Source organism: Klebsiella sp. WP4-W18-ESBL-05 (assembly GCF_014169075.1).
In the GTDB taxonomy this organism is placed as follows: Bacteria; Pseudomonadota; Gammaproteobacteria; order Enterobacterales; family Enterobacteriaceae; genus Kluyvera; species Kluyvera ascorbata_B.
Genome location: NZ_AP022057.1, coordinates 43459 through 63748, shown reverse-complemented (window position 1 = coordinate 63748; position 20290 = coordinate 43459). Strand labels below are relative to the sequence as shown.

The window sequence follows — 20290 nt, the reverse complement described above, 5'->3', positions numbered from 1 at the left end:
ACTCCACTTATCGATGAGAGGCGGTCTGCGATAACGCGACATCGCCCGCCACACGCGGCGCTTGCGCCACGTTACGCGAATTCATGCGGTGTAACAGAATGCAGCCCGCCGCCAGACAGGCCGGTAAGGCCAGCACCAGGAAAATCGACGAGTGCCCCGGCACCGCCAGCATAATCACCCCGCCTAAGGTGGAGCTTAAAATCGCCCCGGTACGACCGATACCGTGCATCCAGCTTACGCCGGTCGCGCGAATTTCAGTCTGGTAATAGGCCGGTGAATAAGCCTGCAGGCCGTTCTGCGCGCCGTTGATACACATCCCGCTGATGAAAATCAGCACCGACAGCGCCGCAGAGCCAAAGTCCATCAGCCCTTGCGACAGCAGGCACAGACAGCCGAGGAAATAGGTCGCCGCGATCACCACTTTCGCCGACGTACGATCCATCAGGTAACCGACCAGAATACCGCCCAGCGGGCCGCCAAGCTGGAACAGGCCGGTGATGATTGCCGCCTGCTGTAATGACAGCCCGCCAGAGCGCAGAATGGTCGGCAGCCAGCCGTTCAGCAGATAAATCACAAACAGGCCCATAAAGTAGGTCAACCACAGCGCCACCGTGCCGCGCGCGTAGCCGCCGCGGAACAGCTGAATCACCTTTGCATGACGGGAAATTTCCGGCGTACTGAGGGTAAACAGCGTGTTGGCAGCAAACTGGCCACCCAGGCGATTCAGCACGCGGGCAATGTCGGCCGTGGGCACCCGCCGTGCCACCATGTTCATCGCCGATTCCGGCAGCATCACCATCATAAATGGCAGTACAAGCAGCGGCAGCGCGCCGCCAAAAATCAGCGCCGAGTGCCAGCTGTAGTGGGACAACAGCACGGCGGCGATAAATCCGCCCAGCCCGGAGCCGACGTTAAACCCGCTGTACATTAGCGTAATCATCAGCCCTTTACGCCGTTCCGGCATGTATTCCGCCACCAGCGTCACACAGTTTGGCATCACCGCCCCCAGCCCCAGCCCGGTAAGAAAGCGCAGCAGCGCCAGCTGAGTCGGCGTTTGCGCCATCGCCGCCGCCAGGCTGAAGACGGCAAACAGGGCCACCGAGGCCAGCAGAATACGCTTACGCCCGTAGCGGTCGGCCATCGGCCCGGCGATCAGCGCGCCCAGCGCGACGCCAAACATCGCCGCACCGAGAATCGGCCCCAGCGCCGCGCGGCTAATGCCCCAGTCTTCCAGCAGCGCAGGCGCAATAAAGCCCATGACGGCGGCGTCGTAGCCGTCGAGCATAATAATAACGAAGCAGAGAAACAGAATTTTCCACTGAAAGCGCGAGATCGGTCGGGCATCAATCCACGCTTTTACATCTACACCGGTAGAGAGACTCATAGGGTCACTTCCTTAAAGGGAGGTATGAATGTTCTGGTTTGTGTTATTGGCTGAACGTTCAACTCACGTTAAGGCAGTCGCCCGGCGCTGTCTGGTTCGAAAATCCGGGGGTGGGTATGAGTTATTTTTATATTGTGAGCGGGGTGGCAAAAAGAGGGAGCCGGAAATGGCCCGCCGACGACAGCGCGGCGGGCGGTAAAAGTTAGCGCTGGCGAACGCCCGGGAGAATGAGATCGCCGCGAAACGCGGTGTGGACGGACGTCTGCGTTTTCTCTTCCAGCCAGTGGACAATCCGCGCAGCAATAGCGTCCATGGAATATTCAATCGCCGGGATGGTGGGGATCCCCGGCAGATGTAGCGAACCGGCAAGGCTAAAGACCATCACATCCTCCGGCACCCGCCTGTTGAAGGCCATAAGCTGCGGAATAACCCGCTGCGCCTCTTGATCGTCAGCCACCAGCAGGGCATTAAAGCTGACGATACCGGCATTATTCAGCAGCTCTTGCAGCGCTACGGTGGACGAGACGCTGTCCATAAACACCAGGTTGCGATTAAACGGCAGGAAGTTTTTCTCCAGCCCGTGTTTGTAGCCCAGCAGCACGTCGTCGGCAAAACCACAGCTCTGAGGTTGAATCAGCGCAATCTGCCGACGTCCCTGGCTGGCGAGGTAGTTGCAGGCGGTTTCCGCCGCAAACACGTGGTCAAACTGAATGCTGTTGGCCGTATCGGCCTCCGGGCAGTCGATCAACACCACGTTGTCGCTTTCGATCTCCAGCGGAAAACGCGCGCCGATAATCAGCACATCGTCACACAGGCCGCCGGAGAGCTCGTCCAACGCCGACATCACCCCCGTACGCGTGTTGGCAAAACGCAGCAGCAAATGTTTCTGATGCTGGCTGAACTGTTTTTCCAGCGCATACAGATACCCGGTCGTCTGGTTGATATTCTCCATCGCACAGATAACGCCAATGCAGCCGGTCGACTGGCTCAGCAGCGATTGGGCAATCACATTTGGCCGGTAGTTCAGCTCATCAACGGCCCGCAGCACCGCCAGCCGGCTGGCTTCCTTTACCCCTCGTGAACCGCTCAACACACGTGAAACCGTGGCCTTAGATACCCCGGCCAGACGTGATACATCGTTGATTGTAGACATCTTTCTCCCCTGAAAAAGCGTACTGCCTGCCGCAAAAAACCACTGCACCGCAACGGCTTAAATGATTCCATCTCCCAGTATATCCGTTTCTCTTTTTTCATGGAAACCGATTATCCATATGATGTCCATATGAACGCAAAACGGCGAATTTTTGTGAGCCAGGACGAAATAATTAGCCTCATAAGCAGGAGAAATTGATGGCTATCACAGATCCTGTTTTTATGAATAGAAACCGGTTTCAGTTTCATATCAAATCAAACTCGCAACAACTTTTTACATTTAGAGGAGGGTTATCGATGTACAAAATTATGCTGTGCTGCTCCGCCGGAATGTCGACCAGCATGCTGGTCAGAAAAATGGTGGAAGCCGCGAAAGAACGGGACTTGCCGGTGAAAATTGATGCCTACGGCGTGTCCGAATTTGATATCCAGTACCCGCAGTATCAGGTGGTGTTGTTGGGCCCGCAGGTGAAGTACATGTTAAAAACCCTGTCTGATAAGGCCGCCGCCCAGAATATTCCCGTCCAGCCGATTGATACCATGGATTACGGCATGCAACGGGGTGACAAGGTACTCGATTACGCTCTGTCGCTGATTTCCGCGACGCACTAAAAGGGTTTCCAGATGAGTTCTCTTTATCAGTCAATGGTTGCCGTGATTGAGCAATCCATTACCCCGTTGGCCGGCCGTCTTGGGCAACAAAAATACGTCATCGCCATTCGCGACGGCTTTACCGCCGCGCTGCCGTTTATGATCATCGGCTCATTTATGCTGGTGTTTATTTTCCCGCCGTTCTCCCCGGATACCACCAACGGCTTCGCGCGTGGCTGGCTCGACTTCTCCACGCAGTACCGCGACCAGCTGATGCTGCCGTTTAACCTCAGCATGGGCGTGATGACGTTCTTCATTTCCGTGGGGATTGGCGCGAGCCTCGGCCGGCAGTTTAACCTCGACCCGGTGATGTCCGGCCTGCTGGCGTTTATGGCGTTTCTGCTGGTGGCCGCGCCGTACGCCGACGGTAAGATTTCCACCCAGTACCTCTCCGGTCAGGGGATCTTCACCGCGCTGATTACCGCCATTTACGCCACCCGCGTGTACGCCTGGCTGAAGCAGCATAACGTCACGATTCGCCTGCCGAAAGAAGTCCCGACCGGCGTGGCGCGCTCGTTCGAGATCCTGATTCCCGTGCTGGTGGTCATCGGCACCCTGCACCCACTGAACCTGTTTATCGAAGCGCAGACCGGCATGATTTTGCCACAGGCGATTATGCACGTGCTGGCACCACTGGTTTCCGCCTCTGACTCCCTGCCGGCGATTCTGCTGTCGGTACTGATGTGCCAGATCTTCTGGTTTGCCGGGATTCACGGATCGCTGATTGTTACCGGGATCATGAACCCGTTCTGGATGGCCAACCTTTCCGCCAACCAGGCCGCGCTGGCCGCTGGCACCGTGCTGCCGCACGTTTACCTGCAAGGTTTCTGGGATCACTATCTGCTGATTGGCGGCGTAGGCTGCACCCTGCCGTTGGCATTCCTGCTGTTGCGTAGCCGCGTCGCGCATCTGCGGACCATTGGCAAAATGGGCGTCGTACCAAGCTTCTTTAACATCAACGAACCGATTCTGTTCGGCGCGCCGATTATTATGAACCCGATGATGTTTATTCCGTTCGTCTGCATTCCTATGGTTAACGCGATTCTTGCCTATACCGCGACCCGCCTCGGCTGGCTGGCGCAGGTCGTTTCTCTGACGCCGTGGACCACGCCAGCACCGATTGGCTCATCCTGGGCCGCGAACTGGGCGTTAAGTCCGGTCATCATGTGTATTATTTGTATGCTCGTTTCGGCGGCAATGTATTTACCGTTCCTCCGCGCCTATGAACGTTCATTAATGAAAACAGAAGAACAGAAATTAAGATCGACTGCACCGCTGGCCGAAACCGCTAGCTGAATAAGAAATATTTAATATTACGTAATCATTTATCTTTAACCCTTTATTACACGATGACTTTCACGAGTCAGGGGGACCTATTATGGTTAGGTTAGAAGATGCGGTAATGGAAATTATCATTAACGCCGGTCAATCCAGATCGCTGTGCTTTGAAGCGCTGCACGCCGCGCGAAAAGGCGAAATAACGGAAGCCAAAAACCTGCTGCGTGAGGCCGACGGCTACGCTCGCCAGGCGCACCAGATGCAGACCCAGCTGATTGAGCAGGATGCCGGCGAAGCCCGCCAGCCAATGACCTTGATTATGGTGCACGCGCAGGATCATCTGATGAACTCCCTGCTGGCGCGCGAACTTTCGGAAGAGATTATTCACCTTTATCAACGTTAACTTTTAATTATCCTGACTACGGAGATATTACTGACGATAATTATTTAACTGTACCTCTACGAGATAAAAATAAAATCAGCTTGTTTTGGTGGCGTCTTTTATATTGCACCGAAACGGGATGGTTATTGTCTGAAAATATAATTAATTAATTTGAGATAACCATGAAAACTGTTAAAAAACTTCCATTAGCCATGGCGGTTGTGGCCGCACTTTGCCCGCTTTCTTCAGCCCTGGCGCAAGAATTTACTCAGGAACAAATCGACGCCATTGTGGCCAAGGCCGTCGATAAAGCGCTGGCCGACCGCCAGGCCAAAATGGACGCCGCCGCCGCGAAAAAGGTCGACCTGGAAACCAACCCGCAGACCGCCGCCCAGTCGCCGGATATGGCGGTCCCGTTCGGCCTTAAATTCAGCGGCTACGCGCGCTACGGCGCCCACTTCCAGACCGGCGATCAGAAATACGTCGGCGTCGACGGCTCCTACAACGGCGCCTCGGCGATTGGCCGTCTCGGCAACGAAAGCAACGGCGGTGAATTCCAGATAACCAAAGCCTTTAAGAGCAGCAAAGGCGCCATCTGGGATATCAACGTGATGTTCGATCACTGGAGCGACGAGGTGAACCTGAAAAAGGCCTACGTCGGCGTCACCAACGTGCTGGAGTCGAACCCGAACGCCTATATCTGGGCCGGTCGCGACTTCCACCAGCGTCCGCAGCAGGGTATTAACGATTACTTCTGGATGAACCACGACGGCCAGGGTGCCGGGGTGAAAAACTTTGATATTGGCGGCGTGCAGTTTGACGTCGCGGCCGTATCGCAGGTGAAATCCTGTAGCCCGGAAGTGATGGCCGATGAAACCAACCCATCACGCATTACCTGTACCGGCAGCTCGGATACCGGCGATAACGGCCACTACGCGTTGACGACCAAAACCCATAACATCAAAGCCGGGCCAATCGACGTTGAGGTGTACGCCAACTACGGCTTTGATTCCAAAGCGGTGGATAACGACGCGCAGCTTGATGCCTGGCAGGGCGGCCTGCTGCTGAGCCACACCAACAGTGACGACAGCGGCGTCAACAAAGTGATCCTGCGCTACTCCGATAACGCGGATAACAGCGTTTACAACAAAACCGACGGTCTGACCGCCATCTACGCCAGCTTCGAGGGGAACTATAAGTTTACCCAGCAGGCGCAGGTCGAATATCTGCTGGCCTTCCACGACTACGACAACAGCAAGGACAAAACCGATAACCGTAAAAACTACGGCGCGATTATCCGCCCGATGTATTTCTGGAACGACGTGCACTCCACCTGGCTGGAAGCGGGCTATCAGCGCGTTGATTACGACCAGGGCGGGGATAACCATGGCTGGAAGCTGACGCTGTCGCAAAACATCGCCATCGGCATGGGCCCGGAGTTCCGCCCGATGCTGCGCTTCTACGTGACCGGCGGTCAGGTTGATAACAAGCGTACGGCGAGGGTGAACGGCACTGAAGACGAGCAGTTGGATTCGCTGAACGTGGGCGGTATGTTTGAGGCGTGGTTCTAAGTTAACCCCTCACCCTAACCCTCTCCCTAAATAGCTGCGCGGAATAGTAGATCACTGAAAGGGAACTCAGCCCGGATTGTGCGATCTGATCAATCGCCAAACCAACCAAAATCACCAACCGGACTGAGCGATGCCGATCATAGTACCAATACCCCGTGGCGAACGACGCCTGATGCAGAAAGCTATTCATAAAACGCGTGATAAAAATCATGCCCGCAGACTCACGGCCATGCTGATGCTTCATCGGGGTGAACGGGTCAGCGATGTTGCCAGAACTCTCTGTTGTGCCCGTTCATCCGTTGGTCGCTGGATTAACTGGTTTACGCACTCAGGTATTGAAGGCCTGAAATCCTTACCCGCAGGGCGCTCCCGACGCTGGCCTTTTGAACATATCTGCACCCTGTTACGTGAGCTGATAAAGCATTCTCCCGGCGATTTTGGTTATCAACGTTCACGCTGGAGCACCGAATTACTGGCAATAAAAATCAATGAGATAACCGGTTGCCAGTTACATGCAGGAACCGTTCGCCGCTGGTTGCCATCTGCGGGGCTTGTATGGCGCAGGGCCGCGCCAACTCTGCGTATCCGTGACCCACATAAAGATGAAAAGATGGCGGTAATCCACAAAGCGCTGGATGAATGCAGCGCAGAGCATCCGGTATTTTATGAAGATGAAGTGGATATCCACCTTAATCCTAAAATCGGTGCGGACTGGCAGTTGCGCGGACAGCAGAAACGGGTAGTGACGCCGGGGCAGAACGAAAAATACTATCTGGCCGGCGCACTGCACAGTGGCACGGGTAAAGTCAGCTACGTGGGCGGCAACAGCAAAAGTTCAGCGCTGTTTATCGCTCTGCTGAAGCACCTGAAAGCCACTTACCGGCGGGCGAAAACAATCACGCTGATCGTTGATAACTACATTATCCATAAAAGCCGCGAAACACAGCGCTGGTTGAAAGCAAATCCCAAGTTCAGGGTAATTTACCAGCCGGTTTACTCGCCGTGGGTGAATCATGTGGAACGGCTATGGCAGGCACTTCATGACACGATAACCCGTAATCATCAGTGCCGCTCAATGTGGCAGTTACTGAAAAAGGTCCGCCATTTTATGGAAACCGCCAGCCCATTCCCCGGAGGAAAACATGGTCAGGCAAAAGTGTAGCGGTATTAGGCGCAGCTATTTAGGGGAGAGGGAACCTTTTTGTAGGCCGGATAAGCGGAGCGCCATCCGGCGGAATCTGTGCAGATTGCCGGATGGCGGCGTAAGCACCTTATCCGGCCTACCTTTTTATTTTTGCCCCAGCCTTTTCGCGATGCGCTCCAGCTTCATCATCAACAGCAGCGTCATCACCACCAGCACAATCGTCAGCGCCGCACCGTCGGCAATATTACCGCGATCGGTCAGGCTAAATATGGTGACCGGAAGCGTGGTCCAGCCTGGCGGATAAATCATCATCGTCGCGCCCAGTTCCCCCATCGACAGCGATAAGCTCAGCGCCAGCGCGGAAACCATCCACGGCATCAGCAGCGGTAGCGTGACGTGACGCAGGCGATACCACGGCGAAGCGCCCAGGCTTGAGGCGACGTTTTCGATATCGGCGGACACCCGCGCCAGCCCCGTCGACACGTTGCTGAAGGTAAAAGCAGAAATCAAAACAAAGTGCGCCGTCAGCACAATCCACAGCGTACCGTTCATCTGCAGCGGCCCCTGGCTGAAGGCCACCAGAATCCCCAGCCCCACGGACACCGATGGGATGGCGCTCGGCAGATAGAACATCATGCTTAGCCACTTTTGCGTTTTTGCCCTGTACTGACGCAGCGCCAGCGCTGCCCAGACGCCGCACAGCAGCGCAAACAGGCTGGCACAAAACCCGATCGTCAGGCTGGCGAGCAGCGCGTCCCACGCCGCGCCGCGCAGAGCGTTCACAAAGTGATTCAGGGTAAAACCGCTCGGCAGAATGCCGTTCCACTGCTGGCTAAGGCTCGACATCAGAATCACCGCCAACGGCAGCAAGAAGAACGCGGTAAACAGCACGGTGGCGACAGCACCTGCCGCAGCACGCCCTTTGCGTGACCAAATCAGCATGGTTAGCTCCTTATACCGGTGCGCGAGGCCGCCAGGCGATACAGGGAGAACAGCCCCAGCGACAGCACAATGTTGATTAATGCGATCGTACAAGCGACGCCGTAGTCTGACTCCAGAATCGCTTTGCTATAGACCATCATCGGCAGGGTATTCACCCCTTTTGCGCCGATGAACAGTACGATGCCGAACTCATTGGTGGTCAGCAGCAAACACAGGCTGCCGCCGGCCATTAGCGCTGGCAGCGCCGCCGGGAAAATCACCTGGGCAATAACCCGCAGCGGACGCGCGCCCAGAATGCTGGCAGCCTCCAGCTGGCTTTTGTCGATTTGCCGCAGCGCCGCCATCAGCGGGCGCATCACCAGCGGCGTAAACACCGTAATTTCCGCCAGAATCACCCCTTGCAGGGAGTAGAGAAAATCAACCGGCGGCAGTTCAAAACTGAACAGCCGCATCAGCAAGCCGTTGAGCAGCCCCGCCGAGCCATAGATAAAGGTGAATGCCAGGGTAATGAGGAAAGTAGGCAGCGCGATAAAGGTATCCACCACCCGGCTAATCAGTTCGCTACCGGGGAAAGGAATAAACACCAGAATCAGAGACATTACGCTGCCGAGCAGCAGGCAGCCAGCGGTGGCGAAAAAGGCAATTTGCAGCGTATTGAGCAGCGCCCCCACAAAGCGTTTTGAGTCAACCACCTGCCAGAATGTCTCCAGGCCGAGCTGGCCGCTGGTATCGCGCAGCGCCTGGTCCACTATCAGCGACAAAGGCCAGAAGAACAGCGTTGCCAGCACAAACAACGGCAGCAGCAGCCACAGAAGCGGGCGCAGGCGACGCGCCGGTTTATCGAGCGTGAATGAAAGCGACATGGCTATACCTCGATCAGGACGGCATCATCCGGTTCGAACCACAGCGCCAGCGTATCGCCGGGGCGCGGTAGCGGATTCACGTGCGTCATGACTATCCGCACCGCCTCACCGGCTACGTCGCACAGCAGGTGGGTTAAATCCCCCTGCCAGTGCACCGATTGCAACGTGGCGTTAAAGCGATTGCTGCACGCCGAGCGCGGCGTCAGGCTCAGGTGCTGCGGGCGAATGCACAGCAGTTTATGATGCCCATGATGGCTGCCCTGGCTGAACGCGCGAACGATCGCGCCGCCGCAGCTCACATCCACCAGCCCCGGCGTTTCACCCGCACCAAGCGAGGTGGCGCTGAGAATATTCGCGCGGCCTAAAAACTCGGCGGCAAAGCGATTCGGCGGATGCTGGTACAGCGCCCGGGTTTCACCATGGGCAATCATGGAGCCGTCCTTCATGATGCCGATTTTATCGGCCAAAGTTAGCGCTTCGGTCTGATCGTGAGTCACGTAGAGAATGGTCAGCTCCGGCAGTTCGCGGTGCAGACGGGCAATCTCTTCCACCATGTTATGGCGAATTTGCGCATCCAGCGCTGAAAGCGGCTCGTCCAGCAGCAGCACGCGCGGGCGCACGGCAATCGCACGGGCAATGGCCACGCGCTGCTGCTGGCCGCCGGACAGCTGATGCGGATAGCGGGTGGCATACTCGCTCATACCAACGGTTTTTAGCGCCTCGGTCACCCGTTCTTTAATCAGGGCCTTCGGCTGCTTCTGCGCGCGCAGGCCGAAAGCAACGTTATCCTCTACCTTCATATGCGGGAACAGCGCGTAGTTTTGTACCACCATCGCCAGACCCCGCTGATAGGGCGGCAGATGCGTGACGTCCGCGTCACCGATAAGAATACGACCGCCCGCAGGCTGGACAAATCCTGCCACCGCGCGCAGTACCGTGGTTTTTCCCGAACCGGAAGGGCCAATCAGCGCCAGCACTTCGCCGGGTTCAATGGTCAAAGAGAGCGGTTTAAGCACCACGTTGCCGTGATACGCCACGCGCAGCGAGTCGAGGACAATCCCCGACGCCCCTTGAGCAACAGGGGCGGGAATAGCGGTCGTTTTCATCAGCATCGGGATTACTCGCTTTCGGTCACTTTATGCCAGCGGGAAATATCCGCCGACAGCGAGACGGCCACGTCGTCCCAGTTCGGCTGCCAGCTCTGTACGCCTTCCAGCGCAGCGGTGGCGGCCTTGTAGTGCGCATCACTCGGCGTCACGTCACTACGCACCGGCATTCCCCAGGACAACGCGCTGACGCTGGTCTGCGCCTCTTTGCTGAGCAGGAAGTTAATCAGTTTTTTGCCGTTTTCACTTTGCGGCGCACCCTGGACTAAACCAATGACGTAAGGAATCGCCAGCGCGCTGCGCTCGCCTTTGTCATTGGCGGGCCAGAAGATCTTCACGTTCGGGTTACGTTCCCTCTGCGCGAGGTTCATTTGCAGGTCGCCGTTAGCGACGTAGATTTCACCTTTATTGACCAGCGCGGTCAGCTTGCCGGTTGAGGCGGATGGCCCAACGTTGTTAGCCTGCAGCTTGCCGAGATAGTCAAAACCGGCGTCTTTGCTGCCGAAGCTGTGGAAGGCTTGCAGCATCACCGCGGTGCCGTCTGCGGCCTGGCCCGGCGTGGAGTACTGGAGCTTATTCTTGAACTTACCGTCGAGCAGATCCTGCCAGCTGGCCGGCGCGGTTTTCAGCAGCTTCGCGTTGTAGATAAAGCTCAGGTAGTTTTTCACCAGCGGTGAATAGAAGTCGTTGGCACCCGGAATGGCAGCAGCGGCGTCGGTTTTGAAGTTGGCCAGTAGCTTGCCGGCAGCGGCACGCTGAATAAACGGCGGTGCAGTCACCAGGACATCAGCCTGCGGGTTGGTGTGCTCTTTCGCCAGACGCTCAACCACCACACCACCGCCGCCTTCAACGTAACGCACGGTAATGCCGGTGGCTTTGGTGAACGCATCAAACTGCGCCTGGTACCAGCTGTTATCACCGTCGTGTAAGCCGTCGATAGAGTAAACCGTCACCACCGATTCCGCCCAGGATGGGGCGCTGGCGAGGGCAAAAACAGACAGCAAAGCAAGTCGGGTAAGTTTCATCGTAATAGCCTCATAGCGTTCGTTGCATTTTTCTGGCCTATACCAGATTTGCTTTTTACGCTAAACGGCTAATGTGACAAAACGATGAATGACGGCATAAATCTGTGAAATGCCGGATGGCGCTAGTGCGTATCGACCTCAATGCGCAGGCTGTCATGGCGCCAGTATTCGATATCCAGATCGAGCACACGACCGTACTGATCGTAGTTCAGGCGGCGCAGCAGCAGCGCCGGGCGCCCTTCCATCACCCCCAGCGCCTGCGCGGCCTGCGCGGGCATCGCGGTGGGATAGAACGACAGATGCATACTGGTATAGACAAGGTTGTAGTGTGACTCGTATACCTCGGTCAGGCTGCCGTTGAGATCGTACTGCAATAGCTCCGGTACCCGGGCCGGCAGGCAATGGTTTTCGCAATAGCAAACCGCACGACCGTCAGCAGAACGCAGGCGGGTCAACAGATAAATTTGATCGAACGGCTGGAGCTGAAGCGGCTCCATTGCCTCTACCGGCACGGTGGTTAACGCGCCGCTCAGCAGCGCCGTTTTTGGCTCCCGCCCCTGCTCGCGGCACAGCTTATGGAAGTTGGTGTTCTGAGTCGGATCAAGCCACAGACGTTCGGGCGTCACGAACCAGCCGCGGCGATCGGCGCGCCAGATAAGCCCGCTGGCCTCTAGCTGCGCCAGGCTTTCGCGAAGGGTAATGCGCGTGGTGTTAAAGATCGCGCACAGTTCACGTTCAGACGGCAGCTTATCGCCGCTTTTCAGCGCGCCGCTCTGAATGCGTGCCTGAAGCTGCGCCTTGATGAGCTGGTACTGCGGGAGATCGCCGGGGAGAGATTTCATGCTTGCTCGTTTCCAATTTTGTTGCCGCCATTATACAGAAGCAGATGAATTTTTTGTTGCAACGCGATTTTTCCTTTGACCCATCGCAAGGAAGATCGTCATGATAATAACAAATCTGGTATAGACCAAAGGTAAATAACATGACTTCGCGTAACTATCTGCTGCTGACTCCTGGCCCATTGACCACCTCACGCACCGTGAAAGAAGCGATGCTGTTCGATAGCTGTACCTGGGATGATGACTACAATATCGGCGTGGTGGAGCAGATCCGCCAACAGCTGACCGCGCTGGCAACGGCGTCTGAAGGCTACACTTCCGTATTACTGCAGGGCAGCGGCAGCTACGCCGTGGAAGCGGTGCTGGGCAGCACACTGGGCGCGCAGGATAAGGTGCTGATCGTCAGTAACGGCGCGTACGGCGCGCGGATGGTAGAAATGGCAAACCTGATGGGCATCGCTCACCATGCCTATGACTGCGGTGAAGTCGCCCGCCCGGACGCGCAGGCGATCGACGCGATCCTCAATGCTGACCCGGCGATCACCCATATCGCAATGGTACACAGCGAAACCACCACCGGCATGCTCAACCCGATTGCGGAAGTGGGTGCGCTGGCGCAGCAATACGGCAAAACCTATATCGTTGATGCCATGAGCAGCTTTGGCGGCATTCCCATGGATATCGCTGAACTGCATATCGATTTTTTGATCAGCTCCGCCAATAAATGTATTCAGGGCGTACCGGGCTTTGCCTTCGTGATTGCCCGCGCGGAAAAACTTGCCGCCTGCAAAGGCCGCTCCCGCTCGCTGTCGCTGGACCTCTACGCCCAGTGGCGCTGCATGGAAGATAACCACGGCAAGTGGCGTTTTACCTCGCCCACCCATACCGTACTGGCCTTCGCCCAGGCGCTGAAGGAGCTGGCGGAAGAAGGCGGCGTGGCGGCGCGTTTTCAGCGCTATCAGCAAAACCAGCGCCGCCTGGTTGCCGGTATGCGGGAATTGGGCTTTACCACCCTGCTGGACGATGCGCTGCATTCGCCGATCATCACCGCGTTCTATTCACCCGAGAACCCACAGTACCGCTTTAAAGAATTTTATAGCCGACTGAAAGATCAGGGGTTTGTTATCTATCCCGGCAAGGTGTCACAGAGCGACTGCTTCCGTATCGGCAACATTGGCGAGGTGTACGATGCCGATATTTCTGCCCTGCTTACCGCCATTCGTAATGCCATGTACTGGACGAAATAAGGAGCCATCATGAATCGTATTAACGCTGTTATTCTCGATTGGGCGGGCACCACCGTCGATTTCGGTTCCTTCGCGCCGACGCAGATTTTTGTCGAAGCTTTTCATCAGGCGTTTGATGTCGAGATCACGCTCGCTGAGGCCCGGGTGCCGATGGGGCTGGGAAAGTGGCAACATATTGAAGCGCTGGGCAAATTACCGACGGTGGACGCGCGCTGGCAGGCGAAATTTGGCCGCGCGATGACGGCGGCAGATATTGATGCCATTTACGCCGCCTTTATGCCGCTACAAATTGCCAAAGTTGTCGATTTTTCCGCACCAATTGCCGGGGTTATCGATACGATCGCCGCGCTTCGTGCAGAGGGGATTAAAATTGGTTCCTGCTCCGGCTACCCGCGCGCGGTGATGGAGCGGCTGGTCCCCGCCGCCGCCGAGCACGGCTATCGCCCCGATCACTGGGTGGCGACGGATGACCTTGCGGCGGGTGGGCGCCCAGGGCCGTGGATGGCGCTGCAAAACGTGATTACCCTGGGGATTGATGCCGTTGCCCACTGTGTGAAGGTCGATGACGCTGCGCCGGGTATTACCGAAGGGCTTAACGCCGGGATGTGGACGGTGGGTCTGGCGGTATCGGGTAATGAATTTGGTGCCACCTGGGAGGCGTATCAGGCGATGTCGCCAGAAGAGATTGCCAGCCGCCGCGAACTGGCGGCCAGCAAACTGTATGCAGCCGGGGCGCACTATGTAGTGGATTCGCTGGTGGAGCTGCCGGGGGTAATTGCCGATATCAACGCGCGTCTGGCGAAGGGCGAACGCCCGTAACGACATAGCCGGGGGCGCTGCGCTTGCCCGGCCTACAGGTTCACAGCTCGTAGGCCGGATAAGGCGTTTACGCCGCCATCCGGCGCATTGCCGGGGGCGCTGCGCTTGCCCGGCCTACAGGTTCACTGCACGTAGGCCGGATAAGGCGTTTACGCCGCCATCCGGCAACACCATCAGCGAATTCTGACCTTTGCGGTGACCAGCAGGGCCGTCAGCAACATCAATACGCCGGAAAGCATCAACGGCGACGTCAGCCCTAAATGGTCCAGCGCCAGGCCACCCACCGCCGCCCCACAGGTATTCGCCAGCTGAATCACCGCCACCTGAATGGAACCGGCTTTTTCCGCCTGATCGGCCAATGAGCGCGTGATCCACGTCGACCAGCCTACCGGCACCAGCGCGAACGCCAGCCCCCAGATAATCGCAATGCCTGCGGCGACCACTTTCTCACTGCCCCATAACGTAAGCACCAGCGCGCTGATCGCCAGTACCAGCGGCGCACCGGCCAGCGCCAGTTTGACCGAGCGCTTGAGAATCACCGACGAGAACGAGGTACCGACAAAGCTGGCGATACCGAAGCTCAGCAGCACCAGCGTCAGGCCGTCAACGTCAAAACCCGCCAGATTCATATACACCGGGCGAATATAAGTGAAGAAGGCGAACTGTCCGGCAAAGGACATAAAGATAGCAATCATCCCGGCCATCACGCCGGGACGTTGCAGCAGGCTAAACATGTTTTGCTTGTGGTGCGCCGGTTCACCCGGCAGAGAAGGCAATGCTTTCAGCACCCAAAACGTACACAGCACGCCCATCACCGCTGCGCCGTTAAAAACGTTACGCCAGCCGATAATGCCGCCCAAAAAACTGCCCAGCGGCGCAGCAATCACCAGCGCGATGGACACCGCACCAAAGATCACCGACAGCGCTTTTGGCACCGTACGCGCCGGCACCAGCCGCATCGTCAACGATGCCGACATCGCCCAAAACCCGCCGAGCGCCAGCCCCAGACAGGCGCGGCCAAGCAGTAGCAGCGTGAAGGAGCTGGAGAACGACACCAGCAGGCAAGAGAGCGTCAGCAAAACGGAGAACAAAATCACCACATAGCGGCGATTGGTGGCGCCAATGGCCTGGGTAATGAACAGGCTGGAGAACATGGCGACAAACGCCGTCACAGTCACCGACTGCCCGGCAACGCCCTCGGAAATACCCAAATCCTGCGCCATCGGCGTCAGCAGGCTGACCGGCAAAAATTCAACGGTAATCAGGCAGGCGACGCAAAACGCCACGGCAAAAACCGCCGACCAGTTGGGCCGCGCAACGACGTCGGCGCGGTTTTTTTCTTCGATATGTGCACTCATTTTGTTACCTGCGGAGGGTCTTTGCGAAAAGGTCACGCAGTGTAGCATTTAAAGTGTGACGCATTTAACGTTTTGATAACTGTTTGGCCGACGCTTCGCTGACTGTCGTCTGACGCATCTCTTCAACCTTCTCAGCAATACGTTTCTGACTTTCCGAGCTCTGTTTAGCCATTAACTCTTTAAGGGTCGCCATCATCATTCCTTATTTTTTAAGGTGCTTACGGTGCTCGGAATCAGCAAGTTTAATCATCTCTTTATAGAATTTCTTTTCATTTAACCCGATTTTATCCCGGGGAATAACACGCTCCCTCATCGCCAATATGATTATTTTCCGTATGGTTTGCCGGATGGCAGCTGCGCCATCCTGCAAAACTCACTCGCCGCGCGCGGATTTCACCAGCCCGGTGATCCACTCCTGGTGGCCGTTAATCATCGGGTTTGGCACGGTGCGCGCCAGCTCCTGCGCCGGGACGCCAATCTGCGATTCCTGGGTCAGAATGCGCACGCGGTTGCCCGGTAAATCTTCGAACAGCCAGGCGTGAATAACATCCAGGCGGGTGGTGGCATCGCCTTCCGCCCAGCCGTGCCAGGCAATGCGTGCGGCCTGGCCGTCGACCGGCGGCACGTATTCGGTAATCTGCGCTTCAATCGGGAAGCCGAAGGTGGAAAAACGGAAACGGGCGTTGGCGCTCAGCATCGGGCCGTTGTTGTCGTAAAAATGGATATCCGCGACGTTGCTGTAGTAGGTTGGCCACAGGGTGGTGTTATCGAGCTGCGCCCAAATGTCTTTTGCGCTCAGGCCGCTGACGATAATTTCGTTAGAGGCGAAGTTGTCGGTGGTGCCCGGCAGGTAGCCTTCCGGCCAGACGATTGCGCTTTGCTGCATTGACTGCTTCATGATGAACCTCGTGAGTAAGTGTGTTGACGAGGTTCATCATGCGCTCACGAGTGATATAAATATAATCATCAATATTGATAAACAACATCACATCAAATGATATCAATGCAGCCAGTGGACGCCGTTTTCATCGTGGAACAGGGCGTTGTGGCGACACTGGAAGGCATTCAGCTCGCTCATATCCGGCTCCAGCTCGCGTAAAAAGCTCAGCGCCAGCCGTATCTGGGCATCGGTGATCGGCGCGGCCAGGCGGGCCTTTTGCAGCCGACGGTGCCATCCCTGCATATTGGCTTCGCTGCCGTCAACGATGCACACCTGCCAGATCAGCAGCATCTGCGCCGCATTCTGCAAATGGGCTTCGTTCGGGCGCTCCAGATAACGTAAAAACTCTTCGCCCTGCGCTTTCCCTAGCTGGTCGATCATCGATTCGACCGGCTCTGGCGTGATCGCCAGTCGCTCACTCAGACGGCGGATGGCCCGTCGTGAACTGGAGGTCAGGATCCGAAATCCGACAACAAATACCACCGCCAGGGTGGCCAGAATTAACCAGATCATGCACGCTCTCACTTAGCTAAACCCCGACATAATAATGGGATTTCACGCCCTGTCGATATTCGAACATGCCATAATGTGCGTTACCTCCCTGAAGGAAGCCGCCGATGAAACCGGATCTCAGAACGCTTGACCTCAACCTGCTGAAAACGCTGGATGCGCTGCTGGATGAACGCAGCGTGACCCGCGCGGCGACAAGGCTGTCGCTCACCCAGCCCGCCGTCAGCGGTATGTTGACCCGGCTGCGGGATAACTTTAACGATCCGCTGTTTATCCGCGCCCCGCACGGTATGGTGCCCACGCTGCGCGCCCAGCAGCTAGCGCCCGCGGTAAAGCAAATTCTTCGTGATATCGACACGCTGTTACAGCCAGCCCGCTTCGATCCGCTGACCGCCAGCTTCACCTTTACCCTCGCCGCCACCGATTACGCGCTGAAAGCGGTAGTCGTGCCATTTATCGCCGCGTTGAAAGTCCGCGCGCCGGGGATTCGTGTGCGGGTCATTCCGGTTGAGCCGGAGCGGCTGACCGCACAGTTTGAGCAGGGGAAAATCGACCTCGCGCTGCTGACCCCCAGCACCACGCCGGGCGATCTGCACAGCCGTACGCTGTATGATGAACGCTATGTCTGTATGCTCCGCGCCGACCACCCCGATGCACAGCAGCCGTTAAGCCTCGACCGCTTCTGCGCGCTGGAACATATTCTGGTCTCTTACGAAGGCGAGAGTTTCTGGGGCGTAACCGACGACGCGCTGGCGAAAGTCGGCCGCCAACGCCGGATAGGGCTGTCGGTAAGCAGCTTCCTGGTGCTACCGGAAGTGCTGGCCGTCAGCGAAATGATTGCCGTCGTGCCGAGCCGTCTTGCCAGCACGCGCGCGTCAATCTGCTTGCAGGATCCGCCGGTGGCGATTCACGGCTTTACCAAAAGCATGGCCTGGCATGAGCGTACGCATCGCGACCCGGCGCAGCAGTGGCTGCGTGAATTGCTGCATGAGACCAGCCAGCAGGCATAAAAAAGCCCGGTGCAGAACCGGGCAAAGAAGTGACCAAACACACTTACGCCATTTTTAACTGCTGAATCTTTTTCTCGCGGCGAATTTTACGTTCTTCAAATATCGCGACGATGGCCATCAGGCAGATACAGCCGATAGCGGCGGTATCCAGCGCGGCGAAGGTGCCCGCCCAGCCGGTGAGGCCGAAGATTGGCGTACCGTCGGCAATCATCCCCAGACCCAGCTTGGCAAAGCTGTCGCCAATCAGGTAGGCGAAGGTGCCTTTGATGCCATCGGCTGCACCGATCGCTTTTTTCGGTACAAATCCGACTGCCGCCACGCCGATTAACAGCTGCGGACCAAACACCAGAAAGCCCAGGGCAAACAGCGACGCCAGATAGACATACTGATTGCTGGCGTGCTGATAAACGCCCAGCGTGGCAATGATCAATGCCAGCGCCACGCAGGCCACCAGCGCACGACGCCCATTGGCCAGATCGGAGAGCCAGCCCCACAGCAGGGTGCCGACCAGCGCGCCGACTTCAAACAGGGTAAAGCCCTGAATCGCCACTTCTTTGGAGAGCTTCAGCTCCTGGAAGGCGTAGACGGTGGACCACTGGTCAATACCGATACGCACCACGTACAGGAAGATGTTCGAGAAACATAACAACCAAATCACTTTGTTTTTCAGCACGTACTCAACAAAGATCTGCCATTTGGTCATCTCGTTTTCTTCAGTCTCTTTGTCCTCTTCGCTGATCTCTTCACCGAACAGCTCTTCCGCTTTGCCGAGGCCGTAAGATTCCGGGGAGTCGCTACCGTAGCGCAGGCCGATAAAGCCCACTACCAGCGCAATAATCGACGGGAAGATAAACATGCCGATGACGTGACCGTCGAACAGGTAGTTGGCGCCAAACAGCGCCACGCCTGCCGCACCCGCGCCGCCGAGGTTGTGGGAGATGTTCCACATGCCGAGGTAAGAACCGCGCTTGCGACGCGGCGTCCATTTGGTGATGGTCGAATAGCTACACGAGCCACCGGTACTCTGGAAGAAACCGCTCAGCGCGTAGAAGGCAATCATCAGGAACAGGCTGGTCGAACCCGCGCCCATACTGGCGCTGAAGCCGAGCATACAAATGGCGGAGAGAATCAGCATAAACGGCAGGAACTGCTTGGTGTTCTTACCGTCGGCATAGTAGGAGACCAGCGTTTTACCCACGCCGTAGGTGATGGAGAAGCCGAGACCAATCATACCGAGCTGGGTCATGCTCAGCCCGTAGGTGGAGATCATGTCGTTCTGCGCGATGTTAAAGTTCTTACGAATCAGATACATCGTCAAGTAGCCGATAAAGACCACCAGATAGGACTGCATGAACGGTTTGAACCACATTTTGCGCCGCACATCGAGCGGCAGATCCAGGGTCGGCTTGCGCACCTGGTTTAAGAAGGCCAGCATGGGTATCTCCTGATTTTTATATACCTGCGTGATAGCCGGTATTGTAAAAATCAGCGGCGCGGCTGGCCTGAGACAGCGTCCAGGTGAAACCGGGAAAATTTCCTAGTTTTAGGTCATTCGTCTTAGAAAAGTGAAGCGGGTCACGCTTCTCGCGGCGCCTGGGCGTTTAAGAACGGCAGCAGCAGCAGCGCGGAGATGCCCGCCGCAATGGCAATCACCACGAAAAAGCCCGTCCAGTGCCACACTTCCATCACCTTCGCCAGCGGCCAGCCGGAAAGCGACGCGCCAAGGTAGGCAAACAGCCCGACGAAACCGGTGGCGGCGCCCGCCGCCTCTTTGTGCGAGCACTCCGCCGCCGCCATGCCGATCAGCATCTGCGGGCCGAAGACGAAGAAGCCGGTGGTGAAGAAGCACGCCGCCTGCATGACGTAGCTGGCAAACGGCATCAGCCACAGCGAGCCCACCGAGAGCAAAATCCCGGCGGCGAAGATCAGGTTCATCGGCCCACGGTTACCATTAAACAGTTTGTCCGAGCCCCAGCCCGCCACCAGCGCGCCGATGAAACCGCCTAAATAGCTGCGCGGAATAGTAGATCACTGAAAGGGAACTCAGCCCGGATTGTGCGATCTGATCA

Annotated in this window: 19 protein-coding genes and 2 pseudogenes; 8 read left to right on the top strand and 13 right to left on the bottom strand. The window is 57.0% G+C overall.

Annotated elements, in window-relative coordinates:
* Positions 1-7: 7 nt before the first annotated feature.
* Together H7R58_RS00300 and H7R58_RS00295 are read right to left on the bottom strand one after the other, a co-directional pair.
* Positions 8-1384 carry an MFS transporter gene (locus H7R58_RS00300; protein WP_182929770.1) on the bottom strand — a complete coding sequence of 459 codons (1377 nt, stop codon included), beginning with the start codon at positions 1382-1384 and terminating at the stop codon, positions 8-10.
* A 202-nt stretch (positions 1385-1586) separates the two neighbouring features.
* A complete protein-coding gene (locus tag H7R58_RS00295) occupies positions 1587-2537 on the bottom strand; it encodes a LacI family DNA-binding transcriptional regulator (protein WP_106924846.1) in 951 nt (316 codons plus the stop codon).
* Positions 2538-2833: 296 nt separating this feature from the next.
* Between H7R58_RS00295 and H7R58_RS00290 the strand changes: the two genes are divergently transcribed.
* The 5 genes from H7R58_RS00290 (at position 2834) to H7R58_RS00270 (ending at position 7580) form a co-directional block, all read left to right on the top strand.
* Positions 2834-3148, top strand: coding sequence for a PTS sugar transporter subunit IIB (locus tag H7R58_RS00290; protein WP_106924845.1), 315 nt, complete (start codon positions 2834-2836; stop codon positions 3146-3148).
* A gap of 12 nt (positions 3149-3160) precedes the next feature.
* The gene (locus H7R58_RS00285; protein WP_182934549.1) at positions 3161-4483 is read left to right on the top strand and encodes a PTS sugar transporter subunit IIC; all 1323 of its coding nucleotides are present in this window, start codon (positions 3161-3163) and stop codon (positions 4481-4483) included.
* Positions 4484-4565: 82 nt separating this feature from the next.
* Positions 4566-4868 (top strand): PTS lactose/cellobiose transporter subunit IIA, encoded by a 303-nt coding sequence (locus tag H7R58_RS00280; protein WP_181357968.1) that lies wholly within the window; start codon positions 4566-4568, stop codon positions 4866-4868.
* A 161-nt stretch (positions 4869-5029) separates the two neighbouring features.
* Positions 5030-6418, top strand: a complete 1389-nt coding sequence (locus H7R58_RS00275; RefSeq protein ID WP_106924842.1) for a carbohydrate porin — start codon at positions 5030-5032, stop codon at positions 6416-6418.
* Positions 6419-6548: 130 nt separating this feature from the next.
* Positions 6549-7580: an IS630-like element ISEc33 family transposase gene (locus tag H7R58_RS00270; protein WP_001395480.1), complete on the top strand. Its 1032-nt coding sequence runs from the start codon at positions 6549-6551 to the stop codon at positions 7578-7580.
* A 126-nt stretch (positions 7581-7706) separates the two neighbouring features.
* Here the strand turns inward: H7R58_RS00270 and phnV are convergent, their stop codons facing one another.
* The 5 genes from phnV to phnR form a co-directional block, all read right to left on the bottom strand.
* A complete protein-coding gene (gene phnV, locus H7R58_RS00265; protein ID WP_182929768.1) occupies positions 7707-8504 on the bottom strand; it encodes a 2-aminoethylphosphonate ABC transport system, membrane component PhnV in 798 nt (265 codons plus the stop codon).
* 2 nt (positions 8505-8506) lie between these two features.
* The gene (gene phnU / locus H7R58_RS00260; protein ID WP_106924840.1) at positions 8507-9367 is read right to left on the bottom strand and encodes a 2-aminoethylphosphonate ABC transporter permease subunit; all 861 of its coding nucleotides are present in this window, start codon (positions 9365-9367) and stop codon (positions 8507-8509) included.
* 2 nt (positions 9368-9369) lie between these two features.
* Positions 9370-10479, bottom strand: a complete 1110-nt coding sequence (gene phnT, locus H7R58_RS00255) for a 2-aminoethylphosphonate ABC transport system ATP-binding subunit PhnT (RefSeq protein WP_106924839.1) — start codon at positions 10477-10479, stop codon at positions 9370-9372.
* A 5-nt stretch (positions 10480-10484) separates the two neighbouring features.
* Positions 10485-11498, bottom strand: a complete 1014-nt coding sequence (phnS, locus tag H7R58_RS00250; RefSeq protein WP_182929767.1) for a 2-aminoethylphosphonate ABC transporter substrate-binding protein — start codon at positions 11496-11498, stop codon at positions 10485-10487.
* A gap of 122 nt (positions 11499-11620) precedes the next feature.
* On the bottom strand, positions 11621-12340 hold the full coding sequence (phnR, locus tag H7R58_RS00245) for a phosphonate utilization transcriptional regulator PhnR (protein ID WP_106924837.1): 720 nt from the start codon (positions 12338-12340) through the stop codon (positions 11621-11623).
* 140 nt (positions 12341-12480) lie between these two features.
* On the opposite strand from phnR, the gene phnW reads away from it, so the two are divergent.
* Both phnW and phnX read left to right on the top strand, forming a co-directional pair.
* Positions 12481-13584: a 2-aminoethylphosphonate--pyruvate transaminase gene (phnW, locus tag H7R58_RS00240; RefSeq protein ID WP_182928444.1), complete on the top strand. Its 1104-nt coding sequence runs from the start codon at positions 12481-12483 to the stop codon at positions 13582-13584.
* Positions 13585-13593: 9 nt separating this feature from the next.
* Positions 13594-14403 carry a phosphonoacetaldehyde hydrolase gene (phnX, locus tag H7R58_RS00235; protein WP_106924835.1) on the top strand — a complete coding sequence of 270 codons (810 nt, stop codon included), beginning with the start codon at positions 13594-13596 and terminating at the stop codon, positions 14401-14403.
* A 173-nt stretch (positions 14404-14576) separates the two neighbouring features.
* Here the strand turns inward: phnX and nepI are convergent, their stop codons facing one another.
* The 4 genes and pseudogenes from nepI to H7R58_RS00215 all read right to left on the bottom strand — a co-directional run bounded on the left by nepI (position 14577) and on the right by H7R58_RS00215 (position 17214).
* Positions 14577-15761: a purine ribonucleoside efflux pump NepI gene (nepI, locus tag H7R58_RS00230; RefSeq protein WP_106924834.1), complete on the bottom strand. Its 1185-nt coding sequence runs from the start codon at positions 15759-15761 to the stop codon at positions 14577-14579.
* Between the two features lie 202 nt (positions 15762-15963).
* A pseudogene (locus H7R58_RS25220) lies at positions 15964-16050 on the bottom strand (type II toxin-antitoxin system RelE/ParE family toxin); the annotation flags it as partial.
* Between the two features lie 84 nt (positions 16051-16134).
* On the bottom strand, positions 16135-16647 hold the full coding sequence (locus H7R58_RS00220) for an SRPBCC family protein (protein WP_182930575.1): 513 nt from the start codon (positions 16645-16647) through the stop codon (positions 16135-16137).
* Positions 16648-16761: 114 nt separating this feature from the next.
* The gene (locus H7R58_RS00215) at positions 16762-17214 is read right to left on the bottom strand and encodes a DUF1198 family protein (protein ID WP_182934548.1); all 453 of its coding nucleotides are present in this window, start codon (positions 17212-17214) and stop codon (positions 16762-16764) included.
* A gap of 104 nt (positions 17215-17318) precedes the next feature.
* Between H7R58_RS00215 and H7R58_RS00210 the strand changes: the two genes are divergently transcribed.
* Positions 17319-18221 (top strand): LysR family transcriptional regulator, encoded by a 903-nt coding sequence (locus tag H7R58_RS00210; protein WP_182934547.1) that lies wholly within the window; start codon positions 17319-17321, stop codon positions 18219-18221.
* Positions 18222-18264: 43 nt separating this feature from the next.
* On the opposite strand, the gene uhpT is transcribed toward H7R58_RS00210, so the two are convergent.
* Positions 18265-19656 carry a hexose-6-phosphate:phosphate antiporter gene (gene uhpT / locus H7R58_RS00205; protein WP_106924830.1) on the bottom strand — a complete coding sequence of 464 codons (1392 nt, stop codon included), beginning with the start codon at positions 19654-19656 and terminating at the stop codon, positions 18265-18267.
* A gap of 140 nt (positions 19657-19796) precedes the next feature.
* Positions 19797-20228 (bottom strand): annotated as a pseudogene (locus H7R58_RS00200) (MFS transporter family glucose-6-phosphate receptor UhpC); the annotation flags it as partial.
* Between the last annotated feature and the right edge of the window lie 62 nt (positions 20229-20290).